The organism is Ruegeria arenilitoris, from assembly GCF_013032445.1.
Lineage (GTDB): Bacteria > Pseudomonadota > Alphaproteobacteria > Rhodobacterales > Rhodobacteraceae > Ruegeria > Ruegeria arenilitoris_F.
On the sequence record NZ_WQCA01000015.1, the window covers coordinates 51,632 to 64,498 of the forward strand.

Sequence of the window (12,867 nt, forward strand, 5' to 3'; positions counted from 1 at the left end):
CTGACCGCGACTTAAGTATGCCAATCTTCACAGATTTGTTATGTTTGGATATCGATCCGGCACAGTTATCATGGCGGGCGTATCCAAAAGAAAGAGCGGCCATGTCCCTAACCAGGCGCGATACGATGCAGGTAAGCCTTTGGGCCTTGCTTTGCTTTGCCGCGCCGGTTCGCGCGCAGGATCTGTTCGCATCATCCAATTCGGCCACGTTGGATGAATTGGTTGACGCATTTGTCGGTGCTAGACCGCTTGCAGACGGCGGCGTGTCGCTGACCCTGCCGGTCGTGGCGGAGGACGGGTATCGCGTTCCGGTGTCCATCGAAGCGACCGGTGCGGAGGATGTTCTACTGATCGCACCCGGCAATCCGGTCTTGCCGGTGCTCAGCGCCCGGTTCGGCCCTATGGCGGGGTCTCAGGCGATATCGACGCGTATGCGTCTGGCCCAGACGCAAGACGTCGTTGCCCTTGCACGAATGCCAGAAGGAGCAGTGCACCGAGGCCTGCAGCCGGTTTCGGTTGTCATTGGTGGCTGCGCCTGATCGCAGAACGGAGGGAACAATGGCTTCAGGTGTCAAGACCCGCGTCAAACTGCCGAAACAGGCGCGCGCGGGCGAGGTTATCACCATCAAGACGCTGATTTCCCACCGCATGGAATCCGGCCATCGCCTTGACCCCAGTGGTCAACCCGTCCCGCGTTCGATCATCCATCGATTTCTATGTACGTTCGAGGGGGAAACGGTCATTGACCTTGGCATCGGGCCCGGAATCTCGACGAACCCGTTCTTCAAATTTCAGGCCATCGTTCCCGGCCCTGGTGTGTTTACGTTTGCGTGGTTCGATGATGATGGAGCAATCTATACCGACAGCCGTTCGATCACGGTCATCTAAGGTGCCTACGAAAGTGTCGGTTTTGGAAACGGGCCGATTTTGCAAGTGTTGAGTGTCGCAACGCTGGGATAGAAATGAAGTGTATCAACCTGTTCATGTGCGGATGTGTTTTGGGATTGCCCGGCTGGGCTGCGCTGGCTGGTGAGAATGTCGAAGCTGGGCAGGATTCTGAAACACAGCCGGATCTGGAGCTTGGCGCATATCTGTCGGCGCAATGCGTCACTTGTCATCAGAAAGGCTCGGAAAACGAGGGTATTCCCAACATTGCCGGGCTTTCATCAAAAGACTTCGTGGCGGCCATGCAGGCCTACAAACAGAACGACCGCGCGCATCCGATTATGCAGATGCTTGCGGCGCGTCTGAATGACGACGAAATCGCCGCTCTCGCGGCCTATTTCGGGTCGGTTGAGTGAAGGCATAAAGTGGAAGGAATTACGGATGACATGGGATCGACGCAAATTTCTGGGCACTGGCATCGCCGTCACCGGGGCATTGTCTGCTCCTGCGGTCCTTTCGGAAGAAGCAGGAAAGCCACGGGTCGTAGTCATTGGCGGTGGAGCAGGGGGGGCAACCGCGGCGCGGTATATCGCCAAGGACAGCGAGGGCGCGATTGACGTCACGCTGGTCGAGCCCTCTCGGGTCTATTTTAGCTGCTTTTTCTCCAATCTCTATATCGGCGGTCTGAAGTCCATCGACGACATTGGCCACACTTATGGGGCGCTTGCCGCGAACCATGGGATCAACGTGATCCACGACTGGGCCGTTGGAGTGAATCGCGCGGCCCGTACGGTCACATTGGCAGGCGGGGCGGTGCTGTCCTATGACAAGCTGATCATCTCCCCGGGCATTGACTTCGTCGAAGGGTCGGTCGAAGGCTGGAGTGTCTCGTCGCAAAACCGGATGCCGCATGCTTACAAGGCCGGTTCCCAGTCCGAACTGTTGCGGGCGCAGATTGAGAACATGCCCGAAGGCGGGGTCTATGCGATGGTCGCACCGCCTAACCCCTATCGTTGTCCGCCCGGACCGTATGAGCGTATTTCGATGGTGGCGCATGTCTTGAAAACCACCAATCCCAGCGCCAAGATCATCATTGCCGACCCAAAGCCCAAGTTCTCGAAAATGGCGTTGTTCGAAGACGGCTGGGCAACGCACTATCCCGGGATGATCGACTGGATCGGCGAGGATTTTGGCGGCGGCAATGTTTCCGTCGACCCGGACCGGATGACCCTGACGATTGATGGTGAAGAACTGACCGTCGACGTTTGCAACGTCATCCCCGCGATGAAAGCTGGACGTATCGCCGAACTGGCAGACGTGACCGACGGCAGTTGGGCGCCGGTGAACGCGATTGACATGTCTTCGAAGGCTGATCCCGATGTCTATGTCCTGGGTGATGCCAGCCAGCAGGGTGACATGCCGAAATCCGGGTTCTCGGCGAATTCGCAGGCCAAGGTCTGCGCCAACGCCGTGCGTAGCGCGTTGACAGGGTCTCGGGTTTTCCCGCCTCGCTATGCAAACACGTGCTGGTCACTGATTGCGGTCAACGATGGAGTGAAAGTTGGTGCTACTTACGAAGCGACAGAAGAAAAAATAGCACGAGTAGACGGCTTCATCAGCCAAACCGGCGAGTCCGCTGAAACACGTCATTCAACGTATCGTGAATCGGTCAATTGGTACGCTGCAATTTCCGAGGATATGTTCGACTAGGGTCACGATTCATAACCAATAGATGACGGTTGCTGCGAGGGCGATGGAGGAGAGGAAGACTTCGGGACAGCGATCATAACGTGTCGCCACGCGCCTCCAGATCTTGAGCCTACCAAACATGATCTCAATACGGTCGCGCCGTTTGTATCGGCGTTTGTCGTACTTCACGGTAGTCTGGTTTCTCGACGAGCCTTGGCGCCTAAATCCAAATCGTAAAGCTGAACGCATTCCGATCCGCCTTGCTGGCATCCAAAAACAGCGCCGCAAGTATCGGGGATGTGGCCGCAACTTTTGAGATTTGGCATTGGAGCAGACTGGCGCAAACACGCGTTTGTATCGTCGTGGACCAAATAAGCGACGCCATGCGTTGCCAAAGCGGATGTGTTTTTAGTCAAAGATGCTAACAGCCGCCCCTCGTCAGTAAGAGCTACGCCTGCGTGGATAGCAATCTACACTTCCGTCCTTGCTTTTGCCGCCATACGGTCTCGACCTGCGCTCGACTGAACTGACGCTCTTGGTTGATTGGTGATGGTTGTGCCGATGCCTTCTACAGCGGAATCAGGTCACCAGTCAGCGCACTCGCTAGTGCCTTATCCGGTGTTGTCGTTCTTTTCTACAGCCAAACGTCCGCGAATTTCAGTCCTTTTTGCCTGAAACTTCCTTGCAAGATGCGGGTCTATATCACTCCGTTCGATCCCGACTATTCGTATCAGAAGTTGCAGCCCATCCCACGTATTCATAACCTGATCCGCGCGCTGCCTGTGCCAATTCAACCCTTCTTGTGACAGCCTGCGCAGCTCATCATCTGCGTGCAACTCATTGAGTGCTTCCTTTAGCGCTGGCAAATTGCGCTGAATTGACGTTTCTTCAACCGTGTTGAAATTCCGATCAACCCAATATCTCAAACCGATTTCTTGGTGTGAACGATTCGGCAAACCACGAGTCGATTTAACCAGGTAAGCAAGGGCGGATTTGACCGAATAGTGATTGAGACAGACCAGATCCATCCCTGTATACTGCCCGAAAGTCACAAGTCCACGCTCCTGAAACAATGCCGGTAAGAGTTGGCCTGAGCCATTAACCCATCGGACCTTATGTTTTTGACTAGGCTTCGGTTTTTTGGGGCGATGCACACCAAGCTTCTGGTAAGCTCCGTTGTTGCGAAAGAGCGTCTTGAAATGACTAGCCTCCCATGGCGAAAAGCAGGGCAGAGGGGCTGCGCGGGTGAACTCCTCCAAGATAGGCAGAGCCGCGAAATCCACCTTTCCGCTGTTCCCAAAGAGCCTCCATGTCAGCGCGAAAGCATCCGCATCAGGTACTGCCGTGAACAAGTCATCAAGCTTTCCAGCACCCGTCTTGATATTTACAAATTCATCAATATCAGAGAACAGAATCCACTCTGCAGCTTTAGTAAGCTCATGTTTTCCGGCCAAGTTTAAAGCAGTCCACTGAACACCTTTCTTTACGTAGTTCTGATTGCGTTCGTGGGTGAGCCAGCCACGTGCTGCGAGAGCATCCAAAAGAATATCTGTTCCATCGGAGCAGTCGTTTGAATATACAAGGATATTATCAAACCCAATTAATTTATGATAAGCCACCCATTCCAGAATATAGGGGGCCTCGTTTTTCATCGCTGTAATCAGAAGACGTGTCATCCGAGCCCCTGTCTCATTCTCTATGACCAGACTCTATGACCCGAGCAGTTTCGACGCGCGCAACGCGGTCCATTGTTCGTACACTCACTTGCGAAGATGTTGTGCTTGCTCGGTGGCTCTGTTCTGTTTCTCTGTTCAGTTTAAGCACAATGTATTAACGCCGCAACTTGCCGATTGCGTGTATAGTTTTGGTGATTGATTTCCACACTCTTAAGTATAGCGGATTGCGCTCATCCTGAGTTTCGATTGAAAAATCTCGGAATCGAAATGATCAGCATGATCCGAAAAGATCAACTCACGCCTGGACTCTTTCCCTACCAGCACTTTGTACAATTGGCAGGATAATCAATCCGAGCGTCGGTCCTTCTCAACCGCGCTCCGAGTTTGCGGCAGTTGCCGCGCGCAGCCCTCAAATAGTGCAGCGGGTGGCCCTATCCGAAGCTCAGGTCTCGACAATGGTTTTGCATGAAGCACACTGATGAGGAGATCGGCTATCGTATTTGTCTCAGGTTTAAAGTCCGTATATTCTAACTTCAATTTCGAACTCTCTGATGTCCACTTTGTCAAAGATAAACAGGTAAGAAATTATGCTTACATCGGTGACAGAGTTTCAGCGGACATCTCAGTGAGCACCGTTCCCACGTGAGAAGATTGGTTTATTGGTCAGGTAAGCGTCACCATCGACCATTTCGGTGTCACCCTCGTGGCGGAAATGTTCGGGATAGGTGATGAAGTCAGGTGCCAAAAAGGCACATATCTTTTCTGGGGAGTCGTTCTTGATATCATATACCAAGAGTTGATTTGGCTTATCGGCGAAAAACTTCTGTACGCTGTCCAAATGATCGTCCCACTGGCGACCCCAATAGGCAATGATCTCATCGTCTCTACTCAGACCCAGCGCCTTGCCATAACGCTTCATGTAGTTGCCCGCGCCATGGCGTGAACGCGAACGCAACCAGCCTTCTTTATCTCGGATGTTCAATACAAAATACGAATTTGGATAGTATTCATACAATTCACGAAAGAACGCCGCACCCTCAATAACTCCTTCGGCGGCCACCCGCTGGACATCTGTAAAAGCTACATATTGGTCAATCCGTCCGGCCAGCGGTTTGCGGCCGGCGGCCAGGTTTTCCTGCATTCGCAGAGCCAGAAGGCCGCGGTTGAAATGACCCGAATAGATACCTGCCCTTTGAAAGAAACGATAGATACTTCGCGTACCGCATTTGTTGAACCCGATCTGGAAAATCCGTGTCAGCTTCTGACGCCGCGTGACCAACGGGTGACGTTTGACCGCATCTTTCAGGTCCTCGCTGGGTATCTCGGCAAGCTCTGTCCTTATATAGGTTGCGTTCAACGGCTCGCGCGGACTCATGTGTCGGTCCCCGTATAAACGTTCATGCCGGAAGCGGCGCGCTTGGCGCGGCGCTGCAAGCGCATCTCGCGCAGGCGCGTTCGGCTTAGCTTCGGGATGTATTCATTTTTTGTATCCGCGGATATTTTGCCAATCTGTGTTTCGATCAGGTTCGGGTCAATTGAATCCCATTCCGGATCCTCGTCCAGAAAACCGTACCCAGCCAGTGCACCCCCTATGGCCGGAACATCAATTTGGCCGATCGAAAACCGATCCGCCTTGCCCCGCTCGGCCACGATCCAATCATATTCGATTTCTTCGATCATCGCGGGCTTCTTCCCGGTTGCGCCGTGCAACTGATTGACGATGTGAATGGCTGCAGAAGAACTGCGTCGCCAAATGATCGCAACATCTGGCTCCGGTCCTATGCACAAACCCGCCAGATGCAAAGCCGAGCCATCAAGCCCAATAATCTTCCTAGCGGCCCTGTAGCGGGCGATCTGTACTTCCAGACTGTGTTGTTGAGGGTGAAAAATTTCATAACCCGCATGCGAAAGGTTCTCTTCCAGCATCGTTTCGCCAATCGCCCCGCCCTTGGCCGAGGGTAGGGCCGAACGAGATATATACAGCCGATCCGGCCCGTCGGGGGCAATGTCCAACGCAAAACGGCTCTGAAAGAAATCGTGATGTTTGGCCGTGCCATAAGCGATGTTTCCGAGGCCCAGACCTTGGCCGGGCACCAATAGGCGTTCGACACTGGTAGGCGCATGCACCACTTTGAGTGGTTTGTTCACTTGGCACAGCTTGAAAAACGTTTGGTGAAAAGCATTCACGACACCGTTGCGCTTATGCAGAAAGAGGATACCATCGACTTTGTCAGCAAGTTCCGGGTAGGCCCATATCCGTGAAAGCGTTTCGGTCAAAAAATGCCCAAAATGATTCAAGAGTATCCCACCCCACATCCACGTCCCAGGCAGGTGCTCATTACCATCCGGTAGAGTTTTAGGCTCCAGCATTAACGGCCCAGGCCCTGCGCGATACAGGACGGCGGAGTCCACAAAAGCCCTATCGCTGTCGAACACACCGCATTCTTGGCGCATGCCCCTGCCGTTTGAGGGGGCGATCAAGGCGTTGCGAACCTCTTGGACTTCAGTCGACCATCCACCCGAAGGGGTGGGATATTCTTTGGGGTCGAATTGCGGTGGGAAATAAGGAATTTCTGTCATCACTCAAGCCTTTTGGAAAGTCACGACAGCTTGTTCAGATCTCGCTGCATCATATACCAATCCTGCGCTCATAAACGCCTCAAAGACCTTTTTTACGCCCGCAAGGCCGATTGTCTGTGGGTGCAACTCAACTATTGCGGCGCGAAACGTGCTCAGGTCCAACGCGGGTAACAGATCGGCTTCGGCCCCTTCAATATCGCAGATCAGCAGATTTGCCGGGAAATCGTCCAAGATGCTCTCGAGCGTTACCTGCTCTACATCCACGGTTTTGACAACCCCGCCGAAGCGGTCGCCAAGATTGTCATTCAACGAAGAAGCCAAAAAATCCTCGCGAACGAAAAATGTCAACGGCGGACCTTCCTGGGCGGCAATCAGGCCGTGTCGAACATCAATCCGGTCCGCGACAGAATTGAGTTTGTGAACCTCTTGAATGAAGGGGATCAGGTCTGGATTCGCATCAAAAGACCGAACGCGCGCAACCCCATGTTCGCGTACCATAAGAGTCGAGATAAAGCCGATACCGCCGCCAATTTCGAGAACATGATCAGTCGGCTCTAGAAGTCCTTTCATGGCCAGCCGCTCAGGTCTTTCATAGTTTCCTCGGCGGATTGAACGCTTGTGAATGCGCTTCAGGATAGCGGGATTGTCAGGAAAGGTCAGATCGCCCAGCGTAACGGTGTCATAGCGCAAAGGTCAGCTCTCCATATCTGCTGCGATGGTATAGGCCACACGCTCAAGGTCGGTGAGATTGGCGGATTTGATATCAGCTCGCAACTTGCGGAATTCGGCTTCCCGGCCCAGTTCGGTGGCGCGGGAACGGTGCCAGACAAGGCCATTTGCATGCAACTCGGCCAGTACCGGATCTTTCAGAAGTTTGGCTTTTTCATGTTCCATCCGATCCATATGGCGTAGGATCGTCCGGTCGACATGCGTGTTCCAGTCATGGCGTACCCAGTAATTGAACCCGATAGTGCGCGTCGTGTGCAGAGCGCGACCTCGCTTGCGTTTGACAATAAAGCTGTCCCGGCTGCGCAAAGCATAGTGGTTGAGCTGCACCTTGTCATAACCCACTGACCGGATCGAGCTGCGCCACGTGCCGGGCTTGTGACCTTCATCGGTAATGTCGCACAGTGAGCCGTTTAGCCATTTGGGTCGAACCTCAAGCTCGTCGAAAGGCTTGTTGGGGCGATGACAGCTGAGCTTCGAATAGATGCCGACATTCTTGGTGGCCGTCTTGAAGCCCCACATTGTATGGGGTTTAGGTGCATAGGCCGGCGCGCACTGGGTGAAACGGCGGATAACGCTAGCATCTCCAATCTCGTCAATGCCAGCATTGCCGAAAACCCGCCAGGTCATGGCGATATTGGTTGTGTCCGGGTCGGCTGCATAGACCTCGGCCAAAGTACCGTTGCCAAAACGGACGTTGATGTACTCGTCCACATCGATATGAATCAACCACGTGGCATGCTTAAAGATGTCCATCTTTACCGCCTTGTTCAGCGCGGCCTGCTGTGGCGACTTGCCTTTCCACTCATCGTTGTTTTCATGAGTGACATGCCCCAGCTCGGCCAGCCGATCGAGGATCGCATCGGTTCCGTCGCTACAATTGTTGGTAAAGATCAGGAAGTGATCGACGCCGATGCTTTTGTGAAAGGCGATCCACTCCAGGATGTAAGGGGCTTCATCTTTCATACAGCCGACAATCAGCGTGCCGGTCGAGGGTGCTGGCGGATCAACCGGCAAGGGCGGCATATCCTGGGCTTCGTCAAAACTGACGACGCCGTGATTGCGTGGGGCAAAGCGGTTATGCCTGATGCCCGCAAGAAGCTCGCGGCTCTGATGGGTCAAAAGTCGGGCGCCATCAGCGCTAAGGGTCAAGCCCACTTTGGCCGAGGCTTCCAGCCGTGCTTCCGCCTCTGATTTGCGGCGCACGCGCCGGTCGCGAATTTGGGACATCCGATCTCGGACCGCCTGCTCAAACCCCACAAGCAGAGGCGACGGATCAAAGTCATCGTCAGGCTCAATCGAGACGGGCGCATGCGGCTTGGGTGAAGGCGAAAAAAGATCTTCGGTCTCGATGCCTTGGACCAGTGGAGCAAAATCTTCCGGGCGCAGCGGGGCTTCTTGCGCAGGTGCCTGCACGCGGCTGATGATCTGACGGCGCATGCGATGTGGAATATGCCCCAGATCAAGCCTGCGCTCGACATCAATCAGTTCCAGATTCAACCGCAAGAGTCTTTGAGTGAACAGGCGACTTGGATAGGCAGGCTCATCTAGCCTGAAAGTGGGATCAATCTTGCCGACACGGGCTTTTAGATCAAAAGCAGTCCTGAATTCGGCGAGCAAGCTTTCATGGGTAAAGACTGCGGGTAACGGGCGAAGATGCAGATATGACGGCTCGAAAGCCTTGCGCCAGAAGTCAAGCATAGCGCCCTGATCCAGCCCGGGACTGGGCGTGTGCACGGCACTGCGGATATCGGCACCGGATTGCAGCCAGTTTTGCCGCTGCACATGGGCTGCGCCCCACCAGTCATTCGGGCTTTGGGCCAGCTCCGCTTCGCGCGACAGTCCCGAAACCCGACCCGCCAGCACCTGCCAGATAAAATGTTGGCAGAGCGCGTCCTCAGGCCGCGCCAGATGCACCACCGCGCGTATGTCGTCGCTAAAGCGCGAAAGGGCGTTCAAAAAGGTGTTCAGCGCCTTGGGACTGTCGCACCAGGTCCACATGTCGGCCATCGTCAGCAAAAGAGCGCGCGGCCGGTGCCGTACAATCTCCAGCCCGATCTGGTCAAACCAATCGGCCGCGGCGGTCATCAGAACTTCCGGGTCGCTGAACCCTCGTGCTTCGCGGTAGGGATGCCAGGCCAACTGCGCGCTACCCGCGAAAAAGGTGGTATAGTGGTCGGTCAGGCCCGCAGACTTGGGCAACAATATCCCTTGCTCAAGAAGTTTCTTACGCTTTGCAGCCATGAGGTTTTGCAGGACAGAAAATTTCGCCCCCGCACTTCCTGTATGAAAGATGACCTGCATTGCTGCTCCGTCGCCGCGCGCTCAAAAGGATTGTAGTTACAATCCATCTTAATGTTTTCATCACTATAAATGGTTCTCAGGCCCAAACACCATAGGCAAGCCGCTTTGGTTTTTCAGACGCTGGCGGCCTTCTGGCTACGCCGCAAAGCTGGGCTGATGGCGATTAAATCGTCCCGCAGGGCAACAAATTCCGGCCGCTCCAGCAGCCGCGCCACCAATGCGCGATGGGCAGCGACACAGGCGTCATGAGCAACGCCAACTCCATCCAGCGCCTTAAGACGGTCCATCTCGGCAGTCAATTCAGTCAGGCGGCGAGTGATGGATCTGTCTTCCTGGTGATCTTCGTTGCGCTCGGACCAGTATTTGGTTTGAAACTTGCGATACTTGCGATTTACGTCGCCGCGTTCAGACTTGACAAGATAGCTGTCAAGCGAGCGCAGCGTATAATGGTTCAGCCCGGCCAATGTGCTGGCGCCCGCAGCCGGAAAGCGATGGCGGCGGCGCTTGTTCGCAACCGTCAGGAAAGGCTGCGGCACCTGGCGACCCGAACCATCGGTCCAGGACAGATTCTCTGTCGCGGGATCAAAACTTGCGCGGACAAAAGGCCGGTGCGCGCCGAAGAACTTCAAGGGAAAGTCGCGTCGGGTCAGGGTCTTGACCTCGATCGCCTTCTCCCCCCCCCACAGAGCGGCATCATGTGTATGCGTGAACTGCTCGATCACTGGGCGATCCTCGAAGTGATGTATCCCTCCATTCGCCATCATTCGCATCGTGATCGAGATTGCTTTGGGGTTGCCGCAGGCGGCGATCAAATCCGGGATGGTCCCTTGGTCGGTGCGGATATCAAGAAACTCGTCCACGTCACTGACAAAGACCCAATCGGCGTCACGCACTAGCGGGTCAGAGGCAGCTGCTTTCAGCGCGGTCATCTGGTACGGCTGACCGGGTTGGGCTGGATTGGGAAGATGTTTGACCACCCCGTGCGCGGACAGGGTATCAAGCAGCGCATCGGTATGATCGGTACAATCATTGGTATAGATCAGAAAGTCGCTTACTCCGATGATGCGATTATAGGCAATCCATTCCAGCAAGAACGGCCCTTCATTTTTCATGCATGTAACCTGAGTGATCTTCATGCGACGCTGCCTTCTGCATCTGACCAACGCGCCTCATAATCGCTCTGTTGTACCGGCGACGGCTTGCGAGCCTGCAAAGGCTTGCGCAGTAGAAAAGCGAGATACACCGCCGGACTGTTGCTGCGGCGTTTAGCGCGTTTACCGGTCTTGTGAGGATCAGCTATCGACCAAGGACGTTTGCGCGGAAGCGAGGGATATTCGAGGCATGTCAGGACTTCATATCCGAGACTTTTGCCGAAATAGCTATAGACGATCTCGGGGCTGAACTGCCAGAAGCCGTGGCCGAACCACCCGTCTCCGGGTGACATGCCCAAAAAAAGCCCACCGGGCTTGAGCATATTATGGACATTCAAAAACGCCTGCGACGCGTTGAACACATGCTCGATTGTACCGCCGTCAAAGATCAGGCTAAACGTCCGGTCAAGCTTTCCGGGGGTTGCCTGGTTCAGATCATGGACGTAGTCGCAGCCCTCATAGGCGGTGGCGTCCATGGATTTCATACCTTCGAAACCGATCGCAGCCAGCAGGTCTTCCGCATAGCCTTCAAAGGCACTCTGGTCAGGGCGTGTCCCATGGGGCGCTGCGGCAATTTCATCTGCAAGACGATCACGCAGACGCGGTGCGACAAACACTTCTTGTCGCCCTAACATCAAGGTGTCACCCGTAGGACGTTCCTGCCCGGCAGCTTCGATCAACATCTGCGTACCAGCCCAGTCAATGCCCATGCCACAGCCTCTCTTTTTTATTGCGGCGAAAGTTAAGCCGGTTTATTTGAAAGGGCAACAATGATAACCGGATTGAAGTTTCTGTTTAGACACCCCTGTCTCGCAAGGGCAATAACACACGGCAAGCCGGTACATGGTCAATACTCCCCTTCCCGTTGAAAATGCCACCACGCCTGGCACACTTTTGTTTTCAGCTCAGAAAGACGAAGGGCCGTTCTTGCTGGAATGGATCGCTTATCATCGAGCGATCGGGTTTGAGAACATTCTGATCTTCTCGAACAATTGCACCGACGGATCAGACGATCTGCTGGACACGGTTGCCGCAGCAGGGGCCATCACCCATATCCGTACCAACCCGCGCCCGGATGAAAGTGCTCAGGGCCATGCCGCCACGCTGACCCAGGCGCATCCACTTTATCAGGCGGCAACCTGGGTTTGCTGGATCGATAGTGACGAGTTTCTCAATATCCATGCTGGTGCGGGCCATGTCAGCGATCTGATTTCCGCAATAGGTGATGGGCACGGAGCTATGCTGAGTTGGCGGCTTTTCGGGGATAGTTTCCTGTCAAGCTGGCGACCCGAGCGACTGACAACCGAGGACTTCACGCGCGCCGCCCCTGCTGGCGCGCCGCCAAATCAACCCGTAAAGTGCTTTTTCCGCACCGGCGATTGGATTGAGCGATTGTATATCCACCGACCAGTGTTCACACCAGAGGCAGCTGGGCTTCGCTTTATCGATAATGACGGCGCAACTGTGCCTGAGGCAATGATCCATGGCAAGCGCAACAATGGCATGCCAGTCAAGGACAATCCAAACCGCAAACGGCAAAACGCCCTGGCACAGGTAAACCACTACGCGGTGCGAACCTACGACGTGTTCCAACTCAAGAGAATCCGCGGCTCGGGAATGAAGCCGATCGGGGCCAGTGCCGCGCTGCGCGGACGTCGACATGGTCAGCATTTCTGGGACAAACGAAACACAAACAAGAAAGAAGACACGTCGATCCACCGGCATCTGCCCGCCTTGAGGACCGAGCTGGATGCCCTGATGGCAGTTCCTTCCATTGCCGCCGCTCATCAGACCTGCTGCGCCAGGATGACCGAGCGGATTCAGCAAGTAATGGTGGGACTATGATGTCATCTCCG

General features: G+C 54.7%; 12 protein-coding genes and 1 pseudogene. 5 read left to right on the plus strand and 8 right to left on the minus strand.

All coding sequences use genetic code 11. The features are described 5' to 3' along the window. Positions 1 to 101: 101 nt before the first annotated feature. From GOW98_RS19890 to GOW98_RS19905, 4 genes are all read left to right on the plus strand, one after another. Complete coding sequence (locus GOW98_RS19890) at positions 102 to 539, plus strand: thiosulfate oxidation carrier protein SoxY (protein WP_170335303.1); 438 nt, start codon at positions 102 to 104, stop codon at positions 537 to 539. Between the two features lie 19 nt (positions 540 to 558). Continuing rightward, positions 559 to 888, plus strand: coding sequence for a thiosulfate oxidation carrier complex protein SoxZ (gene soxZ / locus GOW98_RS19895; RefSeq protein ID WP_170335305.1), 330 nt, complete (start codon positions 559 to 561; stop codon positions 886 to 888). Between the two features lie 74 nt (positions 889 to 962). Beyond that, a complete protein-coding gene (locus tag GOW98_RS19900; protein WP_170335307.1) occupies positions 963 to 1,301 on the plus strand; it encodes a c-type cytochrome in 339 nt (112 codons plus the stop codon). 25 nt (positions 1,302 to 1,326) lie between these two features. Next, positions 1,327 to 2,595: an NAD(P)/FAD-dependent oxidoreductase gene (locus GOW98_RS19905; RefSeq protein WP_170335309.1), complete on the plus strand. Its 1,269-nt coding sequence runs from the start codon at positions 1,327 to 1,329 to the stop codon at positions 2,593 to 2,595. A gap of 9 nt (positions 2,596 to 2,604) precedes the next feature. On the opposite strand, the pseudogene GOW98_RS19910 reads toward GOW98_RS19905, so the two are convergent. From GOW98_RS19910 to GOW98_RS19945, 8 genes and pseudogenes are all read right to left on the minus strand, one after another. Continuing rightward, a pseudogene (locus GOW98_RS19910) lies at positions 2,605 to 2,766 on the minus strand (transposase); the annotation flags it as partial. A gap of 419 nt (positions 2,767 to 3,185) precedes the next feature. Continuing rightward, complete coding sequence (locus GOW98_RS19915) at positions 3,186 to 4,250, minus strand: glycosyltransferase family 2 protein (protein WP_170335311.1); 1,065 nt, start codon at positions 4,248 to 4,250, stop codon at positions 3,186 to 3,188. A gap of 622 nt (positions 4,251 to 4,872) precedes the next feature. Next, positions 4,873 to 5,625, minus strand: a complete 753-nt coding sequence (locus GOW98_RS19920; RefSeq protein WP_170335314.1) for a sulfotransferase — start codon at positions 5,623 to 5,625, stop codon at positions 4,873 to 4,875. Further along, the gene (locus tag GOW98_RS19925; protein WP_170335316.1) at positions 5,622 to 6,830 is read right to left on the minus strand and encodes a glycosyltransferase family 61 protein; all 1,209 of its coding nucleotides are present in this window, start codon (positions 6,828 to 6,830) and stop codon (positions 5,622 to 5,624) included. The genes GOW98_RS19920 and GOW98_RS19925 overlap by 4 nt, the downstream gene beginning before the upstream one ends. A 3-nt stretch (positions 6,831 to 6,833) precedes the next feature. Next, positions 6,834 to 7,520, minus strand: coding sequence for an FkbM family methyltransferase (locus GOW98_RS19930; protein ID WP_170335318.1), 687 nt, complete (start codon positions 7,518 to 7,520; stop codon positions 6,834 to 6,836). Positions 7,521 to 7,523: 3 nt separating this feature from the next. After that, the gene (locus GOW98_RS19935; RefSeq protein ID WP_170335320.1) at positions 7,524 to 9,758 is read right to left on the minus strand and encodes a glycosyltransferase family 2 protein; all 2,235 of its coding nucleotides are present in this window, start codon (positions 9,756 to 9,758) and stop codon (positions 7,524 to 7,526) included. Positions 9,759 to 9,973: 215 nt separating this feature from the next. After that, a complete protein-coding gene (locus GOW98_RS19940; protein ID WP_254438083.1) occupies positions 9,974 to 10,972 on the minus strand; it encodes a glycosyltransferase family 2 protein in 999 nt (332 codons plus the stop codon). Between the two features lie 20 nt (positions 10,973 to 10,992). Further along, positions 10,993 to 11,691 carry a class I SAM-dependent methyltransferase gene (locus GOW98_RS19945; RefSeq protein WP_170335324.1) on the minus strand — a complete coding sequence of 233 codons (699 nt, stop codon included), beginning with the start codon at positions 11,689 to 11,691 and terminating at the stop codon, positions 10,993 to 10,995. 163 nt (positions 11,692 to 11,854) lie between these two features. On the opposite strand from GOW98_RS19945, the gene GOW98_RS19950 reads away from it, so the two are divergent. Next, positions 11,855 to 12,856 (plus strand): glycosyltransferase family 2 protein, encoded by a 1,002-nt coding sequence (locus GOW98_RS19950; RefSeq protein ID WP_170335327.1) that lies wholly within the window; start codon positions 11,855 to 11,857, stop codon positions 12,854 to 12,856. The last annotated feature ends 11 nt before the right edge of the window (positions 12,857 to 12,867 follow it).

Excerpts from the sequence above, each read along its gene's own strand:
- GOW98_RS19890 (WP_170335303.1), top strand. The coding sequence starts at position 102 with ATGTCCCTAACCAGGCGCGATACGATGCAGGTAAGCCTTTGGGCCTTG.
- soxZ (WP_170335305.1), top strand. The coding sequence starts at position 559 with ATGGCTTCAGGTGTCAAGACCCGCGTCAAACTGCCGAAACAGGCGCGC.
- GOW98_RS19900 (WP_170335307.1), top strand. The coding sequence starts at position 963 with ATGAAGTGTATCAACCTGTTCATGTGCGGATGTGTTTTGGGATTGCCC.
- GOW98_RS19905 (WP_170335309.1), top strand. The coding sequence starts at position 1,327 with ATGACATGGGATCGACGCAAATTTCTGGGCACTGGCATCGCCGTCACC.
- GOW98_RS19915 (WP_170335311.1), bottom strand. The coding sequence starts at position 4,250 with ATGACACGTCTTCTGATTACAGCGATGAAAAACGAGGCCCCCTATATT.
- GOW98_RS19920 (WP_170335314.1), bottom strand. The coding sequence starts at position 5,625 with ATGAGTCCGCGCGAGCCGTTGAACGCAACCTATATAAGGACAGAGCTT.
- GOW98_RS19925 (WP_170335316.1), bottom strand. The coding sequence starts at position 6,830 with ATGACAGAAATTCCTTATTTCCCACCGCAATTCGACCCCAAAGAATAT.
- GOW98_RS19940 (WP_254438083.1), bottom strand. The coding sequence starts at position 10,972 with ATGAAAAATGAAGGGCCGTTCTTGCTGGAATGGATTGCCTATAATCGC.
- GOW98_RS19950 (WP_170335327.1), top strand. The coding sequence starts at position 11,855 with ATGGTCAATACTCCCCTTCCCGTTGAAAATGCCACCACGCCTGGCACA.